This window comes from Streptomyces sp. WY228 (assembly GCF_019287315.1).
Lineage (GTDB): Bacteria > Actinomycetota > Actinomycetes > Streptomycetales > Streptomycetaceae > Streptomyces > Streptomyces caviscabies.
This window is the reverse complement of record NZ_CP079114.1, coordinates 2763914-2782225: the sequence shown is the minus strand read 5'-3', so window position 1 is coordinate 2782225 and position 18312 is coordinate 2763914. Positions and strand designations below refer to the sequence as shown.

16 protein-coding genes and 5 pseudogenes are annotated in these 18312 nt (G+C 71.4%); 9 read left to right on the top strand and 12 right to left on the bottom strand.

Going from position 1 to position 18312, the window contains the following annotated elements; translation table 11 throughout:
* Nucleotides 1-2: 2 nt before the first annotated feature.
* Genes KV381_RS12015 through KV381_RS12005 form a run of 3 tightly spaced genes read right to left on the bottom strand, consistent with a single transcriptional unit; the run spans nucleotide 3 to nucleotide 4553 of the window.
* Nucleotides 3-974, bottom strand: coding sequence for a hydroxymethylglutaryl-CoA lyase (locus KV381_RS12015; RefSeq protein WP_218785193.1), 972 nt, complete (start codon nucleotides 972-974; stop codon nucleotides 3-5).
* A complete protein-coding gene (locus tag KV381_RS12010; RefSeq protein ID WP_218785192.1) occupies nucleotides 971-2923 on the bottom strand; it encodes an acetyl-CoA carboxylase biotin carboxylase subunit in 1953 nt (650 codons plus the stop codon). The genes KV381_RS12015 and KV381_RS12010 overlap by 4 nt, the downstream gene beginning before the upstream one ends.
* A gap of 7 nt (nucleotides 2924-2930) precedes the next feature.
* Nucleotides 2931-4553: a carboxyl transferase domain-containing protein gene (locus KV381_RS12005; protein WP_218785191.1), complete on the bottom strand. Its 1623-nt coding sequence runs from the start codon at nucleotides 4551-4553 to the stop codon at nucleotides 2931-2933.
* A gap of 132 nt (nucleotides 4554-4685) precedes the next feature.
* Here KV381_RS12005 and KV381_RS12000 point away from each other — a divergent pair, with 132 nt between their 5' ends.
* Entirely contained in the window at nucleotides 4686-5303 is a 618-nt protein-coding gene (locus KV381_RS12000) for a TetR/AcrR family transcriptional regulator (RefSeq protein WP_098023862.1), read from the top strand.
* 118 nt (nucleotides 5304-5421) lie between these two features.
* The gene (locus KV381_RS11995) at nucleotides 5422-6087 is read left to right on the top strand and encodes a GPP34 family phosphoprotein (RefSeq protein WP_218785190.1); all 666 of its coding nucleotides are present in this window, start codon (nucleotides 5422-5424) and stop codon (nucleotides 6085-6087) included.
* Nucleotides 6088-6145: 58 nt separating this feature from the next.
* Here KV381_RS11995 and KV381_RS11990 read toward each other — a convergent pair whose 3' ends face one another.
* Entirely contained in the window at nucleotides 6146-7060 is a 915-nt protein-coding gene (locus KV381_RS11990) for an NmrA family NAD(P)-binding protein (protein WP_030632025.1), read from the bottom strand.
* A gap of 116 nt (nucleotides 7061-7176) precedes the next feature.
* Between KV381_RS11990 and KV381_RS11985 the strand changes: the two genes are divergently transcribed.
* The 3 genes and pseudogenes from KV381_RS11985 (at nucleotide 7177) to KV381_RS11975 (ending at nucleotide 8923) form a co-directional block, all read left to right on the top strand.
* On the top strand, nucleotides 7177-7773 hold the full coding sequence (locus KV381_RS11985) for a TetR/AcrR family transcriptional regulator (protein ID WP_218785189.1): 597 nt from the start codon (nucleotides 7177-7179) through the stop codon (nucleotides 7771-7773).
* 111 nt (nucleotides 7774-7884) lie between these two features.
* Nucleotides 7885-8597, top strand: a pseudogene (locus KV381_RS11980) (phosphatase); the annotation flags it as partial.
* A gap of 14 nt (nucleotides 8598-8611) precedes the next feature.
* The gene (locus tag KV381_RS11975; RefSeq protein ID WP_256995052.1) at nucleotides 8612-8923 is read left to right on the top strand and encodes a YdeI/OmpD-associated family protein; all 312 of its coding nucleotides are present in this window, start codon (nucleotides 8612-8614) and stop codon (nucleotides 8921-8923) included.
* 25 nt (nucleotides 8924-8948) lie between these two features.
* On the opposite strand, the gene KV381_RS11970 is transcribed toward KV381_RS11975, so the two are convergent.
* From KV381_RS11970 to KV381_RS11955, 4 genes and pseudogenes are all read right to left on the bottom strand, one after another.
* Nucleotides 8949-9917 (bottom strand): cation diffusion facilitator family transporter, encoded by a 969-nt coding sequence (locus KV381_RS11970; protein WP_218785188.1) that lies wholly within the window; start codon nucleotides 9915-9917, stop codon nucleotides 8949-8951.
* A gap of 58 nt (nucleotides 9918-9975) precedes the next feature.
* Complete coding sequence (tesB, locus tag KV381_RS11965) at nucleotides 9976-10860, bottom strand: acyl-CoA thioesterase II (RefSeq protein WP_030085387.1); 885 nt, start codon at nucleotides 10858-10860, stop codon at nucleotides 9976-9978.
* Nucleotides 10861-10877: 17 nt separating this feature from the next.
* Nucleotides 10878-11760: pseudogene (locus tag KV381_RS11960) on the bottom strand (acyl-CoA dehydrogenase family protein); the annotation flags it as partial.
* A 141-nt stretch (nucleotides 11761-11901) separates the two neighbouring features.
* A pseudogene (locus KV381_RS11955) lies at nucleotides 11902-12934 on the bottom strand (acyl-CoA dehydrogenase family protein); the annotation flags it as partial.
* 227 nt (nucleotides 12935-13161) lie between these two features.
* Here KV381_RS11955 and KV381_RS11950 point away from each other — a divergent pair.
* Both KV381_RS11950 and KV381_RS37055 read left to right on the top strand, forming a co-directional pair.
* Entirely contained in the window at nucleotides 13162-13503 is a 342-nt protein-coding gene (locus KV381_RS11950; RefSeq protein WP_030085391.1) for a DUF5713 family protein, read from the top strand.
* A 78-nt stretch (nucleotides 13504-13581) separates the two neighbouring features.
* A pseudogene (locus tag KV381_RS37055) lies at nucleotides 13582-13779 on the top strand (AraC family transcriptional regulator); the annotation flags it as partial.
* Nucleotides 13780-13912: 133 nt separating this feature from the next.
* On the opposite strand, the gene KV381_RS37050 reads toward KV381_RS37055, so the two are convergent.
* A complete protein-coding gene (locus KV381_RS37050; RefSeq protein ID WP_218785187.1) occupies nucleotides 13913-14104 on the bottom strand; it encodes a hypothetical protein in 192 nt (63 codons plus the stop codon).
* Between the two features lie 226 nt (nucleotides 14105-14330).
* On the opposite strand from KV381_RS37050, the pseudogene KV381_RS11940 reads away from it, so the two are divergent.
* Nucleotides 14331-16214: pseudogene (locus KV381_RS11940) on the top strand (ATP-binding cassette domain-containing protein); the annotation flags it as partial.
* A 30-nt stretch (nucleotides 16215-16244) separates the two neighbouring features.
* On the opposite strand, the gene KV381_RS11935 reads toward KV381_RS11940, so the two are convergent.
* Nucleotides 16245-16454: a DUF397 domain-containing protein gene (locus KV381_RS11935; RefSeq protein ID WP_218785186.1), complete on the bottom strand. Its 210-nt coding sequence runs from the start codon at nucleotides 16452-16454 to the stop codon at nucleotides 16245-16247.
* Entirely contained in the window at nucleotides 16447-17244 is a 798-nt protein-coding gene (locus KV381_RS11930) for a helix-turn-helix transcriptional regulator (RefSeq protein WP_218785185.1), read from the bottom strand. The genes KV381_RS11935 and KV381_RS11930 overlap by 8 nt, the downstream gene beginning before the upstream one ends.
* A 133-nt stretch (nucleotides 17245-17377) precedes the next feature.
* On the opposite strand from KV381_RS11930, the gene KV381_RS11925 reads away from it, so the two are divergent.
* Nucleotides 17378-17722 (top strand): hypothetical protein, encoded by a 345-nt coding sequence (locus tag KV381_RS11925; protein WP_086777967.1) that lies wholly within the window; start codon nucleotides 17378-17380, stop codon nucleotides 17720-17722.
* 66 nt (nucleotides 17723-17788) lie between these two features.
* On the opposite strand, the gene KV381_RS11920 is transcribed toward KV381_RS11925, so the two are convergent.
* On the bottom strand, nucleotides 17789-18283 hold the full coding sequence (locus KV381_RS11920) for a hypothetical protein (protein ID WP_218785184.1): 495 nt from the start codon (nucleotides 18281-18283) through the stop codon (nucleotides 17789-17791).
* Nucleotides 18284-18312: the final 29 nt, after the last annotated feature.

Below are 18312 nucleotides of genomic sequence, written 5' to 3'. Positions count from 1 at the left end.
GCTCACTCCTTGTGGGAGGCGGAAGAAGGGGGAGGGGTCAGGGCGCGGACCGTGCGGGATGGGCTCGGCCGGCCCAGGTGTTCGGCCAACCAGACGCTGGTTGCGGTCAGTTCGGCCAGATCGACGCCCGTCTCGATGCCCAGGCCTTCGAGCATCCAGACCAGGTCCTCGGTGGCGAGATTGCCCGTCGCGCTCTTCGCGTACGGGCAGCCGCCCAGGCCGCCCGCCGAGGCGTCGACCGTGGTCACCCCGTGCTGGAGCGCCGCCAGGGTGTTGGACAGCGCCTGGCCGTACGTGTCGTGGAAGTGGACGCCGATCGACGGGGTCGGGACTCCGGCCTCGTTCAGCGCCGACAGCAGTGCCGTCACGTGGCCCGGCGTCGCCACCCCGATCGTGTCGCCCAGCGACAGCTCGTCGCAGCCCAGGTCCATCAGCGCCTTGGCGACCTTCACCACCTGCGCCACCGGCACCGCGCCTTCCCACGGGTCGCCGAAGCACATCGAGAGGTATCCGCGCACCTGGACCTTGTCCGCCTTCGCGCGGGCCACCACCGGCTCGAACATCGCCAGCGACTCGTCGACCGTACGGTTCAGGTTGCGCGCCGCGAACGTCTCCGTAGCCGAGCCGAACACCGCGACCGACCGGGCTCCGAGCGCCAGCGCCCGGTCCAGTCCGCGTTCGTTCGGGACCAGGACGGGGAGGGATACGTCGCCCACGTCCGCGATGTCGCCGAGGAGGGGGAACAGCTGTTCCGCGTCCGCCAGTTGGGGCACCCACTTCGGGTGCACGAAGCTCGTCGCCTCGATCGTGGTCAGGCCCGCCACCGCCAGACGGCGGATGAACTCCGCCTTCACCTCGGTCGGGACGGTCCCCTTCTCGTTCTGGAGGCCGTCACGTGCGCCCACTTCGTGGATCCGGACCCGGGAGGGCAGACCCGGGGCCGGGACCTTCATGGGGAGTGCCGACGTGGTCATGCGTCCTCCCCGTCGGCGACCGGGACCACGACCGCCAGGATCTGGTCCATCGCCACCGTCGCGCCCGCCGTGACGTCCAGCTCGGTGACCGTCCCCGCGTGCGGGGCCGCGATCACGTGTTCCATCTTCATCGCCTCCACCACGAGCAGGCTCTGACCCGCCTCGACCTCGTCCCCGACGGCCACCTTCACCACCGTGACCGTGCCCGGCATCGGGGCCGCCAGCGTGTCCGCCCCGCCCCGGCCCGCCCCGCTCAGGGACGCCTCCACCGGGTCGTGGTCCTGGACGTGCCAGGCGTCGCCGTCCCGGCCGAGCCAGTCGCCGGAGCGGTGGAAGTGGACGACTGCGCCGTCCTGTTCGACCGTGACCCGGTCGGCCGTGACCGTCGCGGACGCCGGGGGGTTCTGAGTAACGGGTTCACGTCCCGCTACCCGCAGCGGGAACACCAGCGGCGCCCGCACACCCCCCGTCCGCCACCCGCTCGGCACCGAGAACGGGTCCGTCCAGCCGCCCGCGTCCGGCCGGGGCGCCAGGGCGTCGAGGCGCACCGCTGCGGCCGCCGCGTACACCTCGTCCGGAACGCCGTCCGGCACCAGGCCCTCCGCCTCGCGCTCCACCAGCCCCGTGTCCAGGTCGCCGGAGACCACGTCCGGGTGGGCCAGCAGGCGGCGCAGGAAGCCCGCGTTGGTCGGGACGCCCAGGATCACCGTGTCCTCCAGGGCCGCCCGCAGCTTGCGCAGGGCGGTCGCGCGGTCGGGGCCGTACGCGATGACCTTCGACAGCATCGGGTCGTACAGGCTGCCCACCGGCACGCCCTCGCTGAGCCCCGAGTCCGTCCGCACCCCGCCGCCCTGCGGCTCGCGCAGCGCCAGCACCGTACCGCCGGAGGGCAGGAAGCCGCGGGACGGGTCCTCGGCGCAGACCCTCGCCTCGATCGCCCAGCCGGTGAGCGTGATGTCCTGCTGGGCGTACGGGAGTCGCTCGCCGGACGCCACCCTCAGCTGCCACTCCACCAGGTCCAGGCCGGTGATCAGCTCGGTCACCGGGTGCTCGACCTGGAGGCGGGTGTTCATCTCCATGAAGTAGTACGAGGCCGGGTCGTTGCCCGGGACGATGAACTCCACCGTCCCCGCGCCGACATAGCCGCAGCTGCGCGCCGCCTGTACGGCCGCCTCGCCCATCGCCGCCCGGGTCTCCGCGTCCAGCAGGACGCTCGGGGCCTCCTCGATGATCTTCTGGTGGCGGCGCTGGAGCGAGCACTCGCGCTCGCCCAGGTGGATCACGTTGCCGTGGGCGTCGGCCAGCACCTGGATCTCGATGTGGCGCGGGCGGTCGATCCACCGCTCGACGAGGAGGGTGTCGTCGCCGAAGGAGGCGCGGGCCTCCCGTCGCGCCGCCGCGATCTCGTCCGCCAGCACCGCCGCGTCGCGGACCAGGCGCATGCCCTTGCCGCCGCCGCCCGCCGAGGGCTTCAGGAGGACCGGGGTGCCGATCTCCCGTGCCGCTTCCTCCAGTTGGGCGTCGGTCAGACCGCTGCCCGAGGAGCCGGGCACGACCGGGACGCCGTACGCCGCGACCGTCTCCTTGGCCCGGATCTTGTCGCCCATGAGCGCGATCGCCGAGGCGGGCGGGCCGATGAAGACCAGCCCGGCGTCCGCACACGCCTGCGCGAACTCCGCGTTCTCCGCCAGGAATCCGTACCCGGGGTGGACCGCCTGCGCGCCCGTGCGGCGGGCCGCCTCCAGCAGCGCCGCCACGTTCAGATAGCTCTCCGACGCGGCCGGCGGGCCGATCCGTACCGCCGTGTCCGCCTCCCGGACATGCCGGGCGTCCGCGTCCGCGTCGCTGAAGACCGCGACCGAGCGCACCCCCTGCTCCCGCAGGGTCCGGATCACCCGGACCGCGATCTCGCCGCGGTTGGCGACCAGAACGGTGTCGAACATCGTCATCTGTTCCTCACATCCGGAAGACGCCGAAGCCGGGGCCGGCCGGGTCCTTCTGGGGCAGCGGGGCATTGGCGCAGGCCGTGAGGGCGAGGCCCAGCACCTGGCGGGTGTCCACGGGGTCGATCACGCCGTCGTCCCAGAGCCGGGCGCTGGCGTAGTACGCCTTGCCCTGGGTCTCGTACTGGGCGCGGATCGGGGCCTTGAACTCCTCCTCGTCCTCGGCGCTCCAGTCGTCGCCGAGCTGGTCGCGCTTGACGGTGGCCAGGACGGAGGCCGCCTGCTCGCCGCCCATCACCGAGATCTTGGCGTTCGGCCACATCCACAGGAAGCGGGGGCTGTAGGCCCGGCCGCACATGGAGTAGTTGCCCGCGCCGTACGAACCGCCGACGACGACCGTCAGCTTCGGCACCCGGGTGCAGGCCACCGCCGTGACCATCTTCGCGCCGTGCTTGGCGATGCCGCCCGCCTCGTAGTCCCGGCCGACCATGAAGCCGGAGATGTTCTGGAGGAAGACGAGCGGGATGCCGCGCTGGTCGCACAGCTCGATGAAGTGCGCGCCCTTCTGGGCGGACTCGGAGAACAGGATGCCGTTGTTCGCGACGATCCCGACCGGGTGGCCGTGGATCCGGGCGAAGCCGGTGATCAGCGTCTGGCCGTACTCCGCCTTGAACTCCTGGAAGCGGGAGCCGTCCACCACGCGCGCGATCACCTCGCGTACGTCGTAGGGGGTGCGGGAGTCCACCGGGACCGCCCCGTACAGCCCTGCCGGATCCACCTTCGGCTCCTCGGCCGGCTCGACCGACCAGGGCAGCGGGGCCCGGTCCGGGAGGGTCGCGACGATGTTGCGGACGATCCGCAGCGCGTGCGCGTCGTCCTCCGCGAGATGGTCGGTGACCCCCGACGTACGGGAGTGGACCTCGCCGCCGCCCAGCTCCTCCGCCGTGACCACCTCACCGGTGGCGGCCTTCACCAGCGGCGGGCCGCCGAGGAAGATCGTGCCCTGGTTGCGGACGATGACGGCCTCGTCGCTCATCGCCGGGACGTACGCCCCGCCCGCCGTGCAGGAGCCCAGCACCGCCGCGATCTGCGGAATGCCCGCCCCCGACATCCGGGCCTGGTTGTAGAAGATCCGCCCGAAGTGGTCCCGGTCGGGGAAGACCTCGTCCTGCATCGGCAGGAACGCGCCGCCCGAGTCGACCAGATAGAGGCAGGGGAGACGATTCTCCAGCGCCACTTCCTGCGCGCGCAGGTGCTTCTTCACGGTCATCGGGTAGTACGTGCCGCCCTTGACGGTCGCGTCATTGGCGACGATCACGCACTCGCGGCCCGAGACCCGCCCGATGCCCGCGATGACGCCCGCGGCGGGCGCCTGGTCCCCGTACATCCCGTTCGCCGCCAGCGGGGCCAGCTCAAGGAACGGCGAGCCCGGGTCGAGAAGGGTGTCCACCCGGTCCCGGGGGAGCAGCTTGCCGCGCGCCTCGTGGCGGGCCCGCGCCTTCTCACCCCCGCCCAGCCGCGCCGTGGCGAGCCGTCCCGCCAGCTCGTCGGAGAGCGCGCGATGAGCCGCCTCGTTGGCCTGCCAGGCCTCCGAGGCGGGATCGGCCGCGCTCGCCAGGACCGGTGCCTGCTGCATCGTGTCGAGCCCCCTTGCCCGTACCGCAGTAGTGAAAAGCGTTGACGTGCTGTGACGACGTGCTGTTAATGAGCGTTAACGCGTTTCCCTCAGGTTAACGAGCGCTAACGACCCTGTCTAGAATGAATCCTCATGAGCACCCATGCCGCCGCCCGCGTCGCGGCCCCCACCCGCCGCGAGCAGATCCTCCGGGAGGCCGCCCGCCTCTTCGCCGAGCGCGGCTTCCACGGTGTCGGCGTCGACGAGATAGGCGCCGCCGTCGGCATCAGTGGCCCCGGTCTCTACCGCCACTTCCCCGGCAAGGACGCGATGCTCGCCGAGCTGCTGGTGGGCATCAGCGAACGCCTCCTGGCGGGCGGACGGCTGCGGGTGGCGGAGGACGAGGCCCGGGGCGACGGCTCCCCGGAGGCCCTCCTGGACGCGCTCATCGAGGGCCATATCGACTTCGCCCTCGACGACCGCCCCCTGATCACCCTCCACGACCGGGAGCTGGACCGGCTGCGCGACACGGACCGCAAGCGGGTGCGCCGGCTCCAGCGCGAGTACGTCGAGGTCTGGGTCGGCGTCGTCCGCGCCCTGTATCCGGCGCTGGCCGAGAACCGGGCGCGCGTCACCGTGCACGCCGTCTTCGGCCTGCTGAACTCCACCCCGCACCTGGCCCGCCCCGACGCCCTGCCCGGCCGGGCGGCGACCGCCGCGCTGCTGCACCGGCTGGCCCGGGGCGCCTTCGCCGCGGCGGAACCTTCCTGAGCAGCGGTTTCCTCGCGCGTACGACCCCGGGTTCCGGGCAACCACGGACGGGGTACGTACGTCTCTCCGGTCAACACGCTACGACCGGTCAACACGCTACGAATCGGGGAGCCGCACCGTGACCGTCTCACTGGGCGAAGAGATCATGCTGCTGTCGCTGGACGACGAGACCGGCGCGGCGAAGGGGGAGACCGCCGCCCGCTGGGGCGTGGCGGCCGGCATGCTCCTGGAGCTGGTCATGGCGGGCCGCGCCACGGTGAGGGGCGGCCGCGTCGAGGTCTTCGACCCCACCCCGACCGGCGACGCCCTCCTGGACGGCCGGCTCGACCGGCTGGCGCGCTGGGTCCACGGGGCCTCCACCAGCCGCAAGGTCACCGACTGGCTGACCCGGGACCACGCCAAGGGCTCGCAGGACGTCGTGGCGAGCCTCTGCGCCCGTGGCCTGGTGACCGAGGAGCGGCACCGGGCCCTCGGCGTCTTCCCGGTGCGGCGCTACCCGGAGGCGGACGGAACCGTCGAGCGCGAGCTGCGCGCCCGGCTGGCCGCCGTGGTGCTGCACGGCGCCGAGCCGGACGCCCGCACCAGCGCGCTCGTCGCCCTGGTGCACGCCACGGGCATGCACCCGCAGGCGTTCCCCGGTCTGCCGAAGAAGCAGATCGCCCCGCGCATGGCCGAGATCGCCGAGGGGCACTGGGCGGGCGTCAGCGTGCGCGAGGCGATCCGCAACCTTCAGGCGGCGATCTCCGCGGTGACCGTGGTGACGGTCCTCACCGTGGTGTCGTAGAACAGAGCCTGCGGGGTGCGCTCAGGCCTCCGGGCCGGGCAGGGCCCTAAGTGCGCTCTCAGGCCGTCGCCGCCGTCAGGTTCCGCTGTGCCCAGGCGGCGAACGAGGTCACCGGAACGCCGAGCTCCACGGCGTGTTCGGGGTAGGCCGGCTGTGTGATGGCGTTGCTCCACAGGTGACCGGCGCCCCAGGCCGGCATGCCCGCCGCGAGCGCCTCGTCGAGGTCCATCGACGGAGCCTCCACCGGTACGCCCCACGCGGCGGACAGCACCCCGGCCACCTGCTCCATCGTGAGCCGGTCGCCCGCGAGTTCCAGCTCCACCCCGTGGAAGCGGTCGGGCTCCTGTACGGCGTGGGCGACGGCCGCGCCGATGTCCTCGGCCGCCACCAGCGCCAGCGTGGTGTCCGGCCGGACCACCGTCGCCAGACCGCCTTCGGGCCCGTCGGGCGCCAGCTGGGGCAGGTTCTCCATGAAGAACGCGGGCTTGACCACGAACCAGCGGGCGAAGCCGGCCCCGCGCACCGTCTCCAGGATCGCCTGCTTGGTGTCGAAGTACGGCTCCATCGCCGCCCAGCGGCCCTCCGCCCAGCCCGGGGTCTCCGTGTGCCGGCCCACCCCGCTGGTCGAGGACTGGACGAACTGCGGCACGTCGGCGGTGCGGGCCGCCTCGATGAGGTTCGTCGCCTGCGCCAGCTCCCCGGCGAAGTCGACGCCGCTCTCGCTCATCGGCGGCATCTGCACCGAGAACACGGCCCGGACGCCCGCGCAGGCGGCGTCCAGCGAGGACCGGACGGTCAGGTCGCCGGTCACCAGCTCGGCGCCCAGCGCCTCGACGTCCTTGGCGCGTCGCGCCAGCGGGTCGCGCACCAGGGCGCGGACCGGCACGCCGGCGGCGAGCAGGGCCCGGGCGGTGGCCCCGCCCTGGCGTCCGGTGGCGCCGGTGACCAGTACGGGGGCGGATCGTGGTGCCATGGCGAGGTCTCCTGGGGGATCGGTGGCAGGACCGTGAACCGCAAAACGGCGGGGCCCGCCGTTTCGCCTTGGTTACGATATGGCGGGGCCCACCACTTAGCAACTGGAGAGAGAACGTGACCGGTCAGCGCTCGGACGCCCGCCGTAACTACAGCCGCATCCTGGCCGTGGCCGAGGCGGAGGTCGCCCAGCACGGTGCGGCGGCCTCGCTCGAACAGGTCGCCCGCACCGCGGGCGTCGGCTCCGCCACCGTGCGCCGCCACTTCCCCACCCGGCAGACCCTGCTCGAAGCCGTCTTCCAGGAACGCATCCAGGCCCTCTGCGCCCGCGCGGACGAGCTGGGCGGGGCCGAGGACGGCCGGGCCGCCCTGCTGGAGTGGCTGCGCGACTTCGTCGCGTACGCCGTTTCCGCCCGGGGCCTCGCGGACGCCCTGACCTACGAACCGCCCACCGACGTACCGGCCGACGCCGACGCGCCGCACTCCTGCGGCGCGGTGCTGGAGCAGGCGGCCACCCCGCTGCTCCACCGGGCCCTGCGCGACGGGGCGGTCAGGCCGGGCGTCACCTTCCACGACCTGATCACCCTCGTCGTCGGCATCGCCCTGGCCACCGAGCACCACGCCGAACCGTCGGTCCAGGCCGACCGCCTCTTCACCCTCGCCGTCGAAGGCCTCAGCCCGAGCCCGGGCCCGGGGCCGAACTCACCTGCCTGACCGAGACGGTAACGCGGTCGACCCGCACCGGGCGGCCGGCTCCGTCGCGGGGCCCGCCGTCGCGCCGTCCGCCTCCGGCGGCCTGCCGCCGATCGCCACGTTCAGGATCACGACAACAACCTCTCCCACCCCGTCGCCAACGGTGACCGCCACCGCCCGCCGCGACCGCCCGACGAGCAGGACGTCCGATGGCCGAGCGCTGCGGCGTCAACGACGACCCGGCGCACCGGCAGGGCCAGGACACCATCGACCCGGAGCTGACGGTCGACGGCCTGGAGCGGATGGCGGCCCGGCTGCGCAAGGCCGCCGACGGCCGCGAGCGGGTCCTGTTCGCCACCGGGCACCCGGGCGGCCTGCTGGACGTGCACCGGCAGACGGCGGACGCGCTGCGCCGCGCGGGCTGCGAGATCGTCCGCATCCCGTCCGGGCTGATCGCGGACGAGGGGCTCGTCGTCCAGTTCGCCGATGTCGCGATGCTGGAACGCGGCGCGACCCTCTGGCACACCCACTCCCCGGCCCCGATGGCCGCCATCCTGGACGCGATGGCCCACCTGGGCCGCCCGCTGCCCGACCTGGTCGTCGCCGACCACGGCTGGGCGGGCTGCGCCGGGCAGCGCGGCCTGGACGCGATCGGTTACGCGGACTGCAACGACCCGGCCCTCTTCCTCGGCGAGTCGGAGGGCACCCTCCAGGTCACGGTCCCGCTGGACGACCATGTCACCGACCCGCGCTTCTACGACCCGATGACGGACTACCTGCTGAACGCGGCGGGGCTGCTGGAGGAGGAGGCGGCGGAACCGGTCGCCGAGGAGCCGGCCGCGTAGGGACCCGGCCGGCGATGAGTTTCCGGCGCGGCGGGTGTCTGTACGGACAACAGCCGACGGAGACGAGGGGTGCGGGGCGCAAGGAGACCGGCATCGGCGGCGGTGACGCCATCGAGGTGGAGCTGACTCTCGACACCGCGCCGCGCACGGTCGAGCCGCCCGGGGACCTCGCGGCGGCACTGGCGGCGGCCCCCGGGGCGGCGGAGGCGTTCGCCGCGCTCCCGCCCAGCCGCCAGAAGGCGCACGTCACCTCGATCGAGGGCGCGAAGGCCCAGGAGACGCGGGAGCGCAGGATCGCGAAGACGGTGGCGGAGCTGACGCCGTAGGCCTCAGGATCTGACGCCGTGAGCCTCAGGGGCCGCCGCGCCGCATCCGCTGCGCCCGGCCCGGCGTCGGATCCAGATACACCCGCCGGACCGACGGGAACCGCTCGCGCAGCTGGGCCTCCGCCTCCTCGCAGGCCCACTCGACCTCCGCGGCGGTGGCCATGTCCCGGAAGTCGACCTTCGCGGCGATCAGGATCTCGGACGGCCCCTGGATCAGCGTGGTCAGTTCCAGTACGTCCACGATGTGCGGCACCGACAGCAGCTCCTCGCGCACCCCCACCCGCATCGCCCGGGGCAGCGGCCGCCCGATGAGCAGCTGCGCGTTGGCGCGGCCCAGCACCCACGCCACGTACACCAGCAACACCCCGATCAGGCAGGACGCGATGCCGTCCCAGACGCCGGAGCCGGAGAGCTGCCCGCCGAGCAGACCGCCCGCCGCCAGCAGCAGGCCGATCAGGGCCGCCGAGTCCTCCATCACCACGGCCTTCACCGCGGTGTCCGGGGTGTGCCGCAGGTAGTACGTGTCCGGCACCCGCAGCCGTGACGCCTCGCGTCGCACCTGCTTGACCCCGGTGCGCAGCGAGTAGCCCTCCAGCAGGAAGGCGACGCCGAGGACGATGTAGGAGACGAGCGGATCGCCCAGGTCCTCGCCCGCGACCAGGGTGTGCACCCCGTCGTAGATCGAGAAGACGGCCCCGCCGACGAAGGTGGCGATGGAGGCGAGCATCGCCCAGATGTAGCGCTCGGGGCCGTAACCGAGGGGGTGGTCCTCGTCGGCCGGCTTCTCGCTCCGCCGGAGCGCGGTGAGGAGCATGACCTCGGTGACGGTGTCGGCGACCGAGTGCGCCGCCTCGGAGAGCATCGCGCTGGAGCCGCTGATCAGCCCGGCGACGGCCTTCGCCACGGCGATGCCGAGGTTGGCGGCGGCCGCCACGATCACGGTGAAGGTGGACTCCCCGCCGTCGGCCGTTTCGTCGGCTTTCGCGTCACTCATGGTGGGGAGTATGTCGGAATCGCGGCTTAAGGGGCCGTTCATCCTCGCGGGATGCGCATCATCCTCGCGGGATACGGACCACGCCTTCCTGGATGACCGTGATCGCCAGGCGGCCGTCGGCGGTGTAGATACGGGCCTGGCCCAGTCCCCGGCCGCCGGAGGCCGACGGCGACTCCTGGTCGTACAGCAGCCACTCGTCCGCCCGGAACGGCCGGTGGAACCACATCGCGTGGTCCAGGCTCGCCCCGACCACGTCCCCGACCGCCCAGCCGCCCCGCCCGTGGGCGAGCAGCACCGAGTCGAGCAGGGTCATGTCGGAGACGTACGTGGCCAGGCAGACGTGCAGCAGCGGGTCGTCGGCGAGCTTGCCGTTCGTCCGGAACCACACCTGGGAACGCGGTTCGCGCGCCTCGCCCACCGTGGCGAACGGCGGCTCGTCCACGTACCGCAGGTCCACCGCCTGCCGCGCCTCGATCAGCCGGTCCACGACGCCCGGATCGCTGAAGCGGTCCGCGTACCGGGGCAGCATCTCGGCGGCCGTCGGCAGGGTCTCCGGGTCCGGGGCGGAAGGCATGGGGGCCTGGTGCTCCATGCCCTCCTCGTGCGTCTGGAAGGACGCGGAGAGGTGGAAGATCGGCTGCCCGTGCTGGACGGCGACGACCCGGCGGGTGGTGAAGGACCGCCCGTCGCGGATCCGGTCGACGGTGTAGACGATCGGCGCGCCCGGGTCGCCGGCCCGCAGGAAGTACGAGTGCAGGGAGTGGGCTCCCCTGTCGGCGGGGACGGTGCGGCCCGCGGCGACGAGCGCCTGGGCCGCGACCTGGCCGCCGAACACCCGGGGCACGAGCGCGCTGCGGCTCTCGCCCCGGAAGATGTCCCGCTCGATCTGCTCCAGGTCGAGCAGGTGGAGCAGATCGAGCAGGGGGTCGGGACTCTCGTTCATGGGGGAAAGGTAATCCCTTACAGGCCCATGGACTTGGCGATGATCGACTTCATGACCTCGCTGGTGCCGCCGTAGATGCGGTTGACGCGGTTGTCCGCGTACAGGCGGGCGATCGGGTACTCGTTCATGAAGCCGTAGCCGCCGTGCAGCTGGAGGCAGCGGTCGATGACGCGGTGCGCCACCTCGGTGCAGAACAGCTTCGCGGAGGCGGCCTCGGCCGCCGTCAGCTCACCGGCGTCCAGGGCCTCCAGCGCGCGGTCGGCGACGGCCTGGGCCGCGTCCACCTCGGCCTGGCAGGCGGCCAGCTCGAACTTGGTGTTCTGGAAGGAGGCGACGGTCTTGCCGAAGACCGTGCGGTCCTGGACGTACTCCTTGGCGAACCGGACGGCGGCCGCGGCCTGGGCGTACGCGCCGAAGGCGATGCCCCAGCGCTCGGAGGCCAGGTTGGTGCCGAGGTAGCCGAAGCCCTTGTTCTCCTCGCCCATGAGGTCCTCGACCGGGACCTTGACGTCGACGAACGCCAGCTCGGCAGTGTCGGAGACGCGCAGGCCCAGCTTGTCGAGCTTGCGGCCGACCGAGTAGCCCTCGGACTTGGTGTCGACGGCGAAGAGGGAGATGCCGAAGCGGCGGTCGTCCTCGCGCGGGGCGGCGGTGCGGGCGCAGACGATCACGCGGTCGGCGTGGACGCCACCGGTGATGAAGGTCTTGGAGCCGTTGAGGACGATCGGAGAGCTTGGCGGTGGTCTTCATGCCCGCGACGTCGGAACCGGTGCCCGGCTCGGTCATCGCGAGGGCCCACATCTCCTCGCCGCTCGCGAACTTCGGCAGCCAGCGCTTCTTCTGCTCGCCGGTGGCCAGCATCTTGATGTACGGGAGGCCGAGCAGCGTTCGGGAGCTCGACGCCCGCGACGTCGGAAGCTCGGTCATCGCGGGCTCGCCGCTCGCGAACTTCGGCAGCCAGCGTAGCTCGCCGGTGGCCAGCATCTTGATGTACGGGAGGCCGAGCAGGTGCCGCCGAAGGAGACGCGGGCGGTCTCCTCGTAGAACTCGTACTGCAGTCGATGCCCGCGAGGACCTCGTCGACCTCGATGCCGATGGTGCCAGCTCGCCCAGCTTGAGGTGGTCGCGCGGAACCTGGCCGCGGAACCACTCCAGGGCCTCCAGCGCGCGGTCGGCGACGGCCTGGGCCGCGTCCACCTCCGGCAGGCGGCCAGCTCGAACTGGTGTTCTGAAGGAGGCGACGGTCTTGCGAAGACCGTGCGGTCCTGACGTACTCCTTGGCGAACCGGACGGCGGCCTGGGCCGTACGCGCCGAAGGCGATGCCCCAGCGCTCGGAGGCCAGGTTGGTGCCGAGGTAGCCGAAGCCCTTGTTCTCTCGCCCATGAGGTCCTCGACCGGGACCTTGACGTCGACGAACGCCAGCTCGGCAGTGTCGGAGACGCGCAGGCCCAGCTTGTCGAGCTTGCGGCCGACCGAGTAGCCCTCGGACTTGGTGTCGACGGCGAAGAGGGAGATGCCGAAGCGGCGGTCGTCCTCGCGCGGGGCGGCGGTGCGGGCGCAGACGATCACGCGGTCGGCGTGGACGCCACCGGTGATGAAGGTCTTGGAGCCGTTGAGGACGTAGTGCGTGCCGTCCTCGGAGAGCTTGGCGGTGGTCTTCATGCCCGCGACGTCGGAACCGGTGCCCGGCTCGGTCATCGCGAGGGCCCACATCTCCTCGCCGCTCGCGAACTTCGGCAGCCAGCGCTTCTTCTGCTCGCCGGTGGCCAGCATCTTGATGTACGGGAGGCCGAGCAGCGTGTGCACGCCGGAGCCGCCGAAGGAGACGCCCGCACGGGCGGTCTCCTCGTAGATCACGGCCTCGTACTTGTGCGAGTCGATGCCCGCGCCGCCGTACTCCTCGTCGACCTCGATGCCGAAGATGCCCAGCTCGCCCAGCTTGAGGTAGAAGTCGCGCGGAGCCTGGCCCGCGGCGAACCACTCGTCGTAGACCGGCACGACCTCGGCCGCGATGAAGGCGCGGATGGTCTCCCGGAACGCCTCGTGGTCCTCGTTGAATACCGTACGGCGCACGGGATGCCTCCTGGGTCGGCGGTCGATGCGTGGAAATGCGCGGAAACTCGCGGAACATGGCTAAGCGCTTGCTCAGACTTCCTTCGAAGTTACCCGCCGGTTGCCGTCGCTGTCCAGGGTGATGCTCGGCACGCGACGGACCGGCGGAGGCCGAGGGACGGCCCGATTGTCAGTGGCGTGGGGGACTATCGGATGCAGACGGCGACGGACCACATCGGGGGAGCACCATGACGATCACGAACGAGCAGCTGGCGGGCCACACCTTCCTGGCCCTGCTGTACGAGGACGACTATTTCCCGGACCGCGTCCTGGACAAGGGCACGGCGATCCTGCGCGCCCTGTGCGAGCGGATCGAGACCGAGCGGCCCGCCGACCTCACCGCGCTGTACGCGCTGACCGCGGTGGCGACCGAGGCCTTCAACGACCTGGAGGCGGAGTTCGACGCGGCGGGCAGCGAGATCGAGACGGTGGCCCGCGAGGAGATAGGCGAGGCCTTCTGGGTCATCGCGACGGCGTACGGCTTCGCGGACGCGGACCCGGAGGAGCTGATCGCCGAGCGCGAGTGGTGAGTGGTCTGCGGAGGCCGGACCGGGCTTCGGCGGCCGTGGGAGGGTGCGGGACGACGGTGCGGGGAGGAAGGTGAGGGAGTGAGGCTGGAGGACCTGGTCCGGCTCCGTCGGGCCCGCGACCGCATGGACCGCGAGTACGCCGAGCCGCTCGACGTTCCCGCGCTGGCCCGCGACGCGCTGATGTCACCCGGCCACTTCTCCCGCAGCTTCCGCGCCGCCTTCGGCGAGACCCCGTACAGCTATCTCATGACCCGCCGCATCGAGCGGGCCAAGGCGACCTGCTCACGGACGCTGTTTCGCCGTCGGCGACCTCGTCGTCACGGAGCTGGTCGGCGAGACGCCGAGCGCCTGCTCGCCGCTCGGCACGTAGCGCATGGACATCAAGCAACTCGGATTCATGCGCGCCGCTTCACGAGACGTCCTGGAGGTCGGCGACGAAGCAGCCGACCGTCGGGTCTCCCGCGACCACCAAGGGGCTGCCCGCCACGCGGCCTTCGACGTCCTCCGGCGACCAGACGGCGTCCCATGCCCGCCTGCGTCCAACGATCTCACGCCGACCGGCTCCGCGCACCAGCAACGGCCAGTTATGGAGCACGAGCATCGGCCCCGATCCCGTCCGCGCACCAGCAACGGCGAACAACCTGAAGGATCACGCTGAAGGACGCCACGATCTCAAGCTCGGCTGAGTCCCTCACCGTCGACCGCCAGCAACGAGACCTACCCGCCTTCGTCCAGGGCTTCATCACCGTCGACGCGCGCAACGCCATGCGACCCGCGCTCCACCGTCGGCACCGACGCGCATGCCTTCAACGCGGTGACCGCACATCGCGACGTTCAGCCGCACCGGCGGCATGTGCCAGCGCTGCGAGGGCCGGGGCAGGGTCTCCGACATCGACCTCACCCAGCTCTACGACGACTCCAAGTCGATCGCCGAGGGCGCTTTCACCATCCCCGGCTGGAAGTCGGACAGCTGGTGGACGGTCCGGATCTACGCCGAGTCCGGCTTCCTCGACCCGAACAAGCCGATCGCCAAGTTCACCAAGCGGGAGATGCAGGACTTCCTCTACAAGGAGCCGACCAAGGTGAAGGTCGAGGGCTCCACCCTCACCTTCGAAGGGCTGATCCCGAAGATCCAGAAGTCGTTCCTGTCCAAGGACCGCGAGGCGATGCAGCCCCACATCCGGGAGTTCGTCGACCGCGCGGTCACCTTCGCCACCTGCCCCGAGTGCGAGGGCACCCGGCTCACCGAGGGCGCCCGCTCCTCGAAGATCAAGAAGATCTCCATCGCCGACGCCTGCTCCATGGAGATCCGCGACCTCGCGGAATGGGTCCGCGGCCTGGACGAACCCTCGGTCGCCCCGCTCCTCGAAGCCCTCCAGCAGACCCTGGACTCCTTCGTGGAGATCGGCCTCGGCTACCTCGCCCTGGACCGCCCCTCCGGCACCCTCTCCGGCGGCGAGGCCCAGCGCGTCAAGATGATCCGCCACCTCGGCTCCTCGCTCACCGACGTCACCTACGTCTTCGACGAGCCCACCATCGGCCTCCACCCGCACGACATCCGGCGCATGAACGACCTGTTGCTGCGCCTGCGCGACAAGGGCAACACGGTCCTGGTCGTCGAGCACAAGCCCGAAGCCATCGCCATCGCGGACCACGTCGTCGACCTCGGCCCCGGGGCCGGTACGGCGGGCGGCACCGTCTGCTTCGAAGGCACCCTGGACGGCCTCCGCGCCTCCGACACCGTCACCGGCCGCCACCTCGACGACCGGGCCGCCCTCAAGGACGAGGTGCGCAAGTCCACCGCCGCGCTGGAGATCCGCGGCGCGACCTCGCACAACCTCCAGAACGTCGACGTCGACATCCCGCTCGGCGTCCTCACCGTCATCACCGGCGTCGCCGGCTCCGGAAAGAGCTCACTGGTCCACGGCTCGATCCCGGCGGGCGAGAACGTCATCTCGGTCGACCAGAGCCCCATCAAGGGCTCCCGCCGCAGCAACCCGGCCACGTACACGGGCCTGTTGGAGCCGATCCGCAAGGCTTTCGCCAAGGCCAACGGCGTGAAGCCCGCCCTGTTCAGCGCCAACTCCGAGGGCGCGTGCCCCACCTGCAACGGCGCGGGCGTCATCTTCACCGACCTCGGCATGATGGCCAGCGTCTCCAGCCCCTGCGAGGACTGCGAGGGCAAGCGGTTCCAGCCCTCGGTGCTCGACTACCACCTCGGCGGCCGCGACATCAGCGAGGTCCTCGCGATGTCGGTCACGGAGGCCGAGGAGTTCTTCGGCTCCGGCGAGGCGGCCCTCCCGGCGGCCCACAAGATCCTCGACCGCCTCGTGGACGTCGGGCTCGGCTACCTCAGCCTCGGCCAGCCGCTCACCACGCTCTCCGGCGGCGAACGCCAACGCCTGAAGCTGGCAACGCACATGGGCGACAAGGGCGGCGTGTACGTCCTGGACGAGCCGACCACCGGCCTGCACCTGGCGGACGTGGAACAGCTCCTCGGCCTGCTGGACCGCCTGGTCGACTCCGGAAAGTCGGTGATCGTCATCGAGCACCACCAGGCGGTCATGGCCCACGCCGACTGGATCATCGACCTCGGCCCCGGCGCGGGCCACGACGGCGGCAAGATCGTCTTCGAGGGCACCCCGGCGGACCTGGTCGCGGCCCGCTCGACCCTGACGGGCGAGCACTTGGCGGAGTACGTGGGGGAGTGAGGCCCGGGCCTTCTCCGCCCGACTCCCGGGTCAGGCGGAGAAGGCCCCGCGCTTCACCGCGTCCACGAAGGAGGTCCACCCGGCGGCGGGGATGAGCAGGGCGGGCCCACCGGGGACCTTGGAGTCGCGGACGGGGACGGCGGTGGGGTGGTGGTCCTGGACCTCCAGGCAGCTGTCTTTGTCGGAGCCGCTGTACGACGACTTCCGCCAGTCGACGGGCGAGTTGGTGCCTTCACTCACGGTATCCGTACTCCTTCGCTGCTGCCCTGAGCACGTTCAGCGACTCGGCGAGGGGCAGTGCGTCGCTCATGGCCAGAGAGTATGCGCCCTGAATGGCCTCGACCAAGCTCGGCGCATCGTGCAACTTGGCCAACTGCGTGGCCTCGGAGTACGCCACCGGTGGCTGGTCAGCGAAGTACATCAGCGACACCATGCTCTGGTGCAGATTGCAGATGGGGCTGCCCAGGGGCAGCACATGGACGCGGATCCGGCCTCGTTCGGCCAGGCGTACCACGTGCATGATCTGCTCCGCCATGATGTCGGCGCTGCCTGCAACCCGCCGGAAGACGGCTTCGTCCAGCAGTGCCCAGACTACGGGAGACGTGGGGCGCTCCAGGATCTTGGCCCGCTCCAGCCGTGAGACAACGGCCTCGTCACGTTCCTCATCGCTGTACGGCGGAAAGGCGGTGCCCAGCACCGCATCCGCGTACCGGCGGGTCTGGAGGATTCCGGGAAAGTAGGCGACGGCGAATTCGCAGATGAACGTTGCCAGTTCTTCGAGTCTCCGGGCTCCCTTGAACCGTTCTGCGGTTGAACGGTCATCCTCCTGAGGCCGAAAGGTCGCCAGCACATCGCCCGTCCCCAGGGCCATGTCCAACCGCCGGGCATCCTCCTCGCTCGGCATGCGACGCCCCGCCTCGATGTGCGAGATGTGCGACCGCGTCATCAGTGCCAGGTCCGCGAGCTGCTGCTGGGTCAGGCCCGCCGCTTCCCGCTGCGCCTTCAACCATGTGCCATAGGTATTACTCACAGCCAACTCCCGTGCGACGAACGCGGTGTCACCACAAACCCTCTGGCGAGCCTAGCCGCGCCGATCGCACTCTGTGAGTGGATCGCTACGCAGCGAAGAATTCACCCCCACCGCACACGGAGTTGACGCCCTCATGAAGGAACAACCGCTGGACACCGTCCGCCTGCTCCCCTGGACCGGAACGGCCGGCAGGCCGTGTTACGTCGTCGGCAACGGCCAAGGCAAGGTCTCGCGCGAGGCCGACAAGGTCGAGGCCATGCAGCTAGGCATGGCGTACGAACTCCTCGACCACGCCGACGACATGGTCGCGGACGACGGGTCCACGGTCGTACAGCTCCGCCACGTCGCCGCCGCGCTGGCGCACTCGCTGCGGGACGTCCACCGGGTCGCCCGGAGCCGTGGTCTGAGGCTGGGCATTCCCGATGCGTTCGAGCCGGATCACCCGTCGGGCCCGGGGCTGGTCCGGCTGCGACCGTAAGGCGGCAGAGGCGGCAGAGGCGGCAGAGGCGGCAGAGGCGGCGGAGAGGGCCCGGTGCACGGGCCCTCAGACTCCGGCCGAGCAGAACACGCACACATCCCAGAACGGCAGCCCGTCCAGCACCCGGTGACGTACGCACGAGGCCATCGCGGCGCTCTGCGGCCCGGGCAGGACATCCGTACCGGCGTTCGCGGTCGCCGGGTCGAACTCCTCCACCATCGCCCGGTATGTACGCAGATAGCCCTCGGCCCGGGGCGGCTCGTACGTCAGCTCCTCCCACCGGTGGCGGGTGAGCGCCAGATCGAGGACGCGCAGCAGGAAGTCCTTCGCCGCGGCCCGCTCCCGAGGCGTATCGCCCCAGTCGAGGTCCGCCAGGTCGAAGCCGACGACCCCGCGCCCCATCATGCTCTGGTCCTGGAGCGTCAGCAGCGCGGCGAAGCGGAAGTCCCAGGGCTCGCGGGCCAGCGTGGACACGGAGAGCATCAGTACGTCGACGAACACGGCGGTACCGCCGTTGGTCATCTCCAGGTGGCGGCCGTCACCGCCGTAGAAGCTGTTCATGTTCCCGAGCGTAGAGAGCGCGAGCGAAC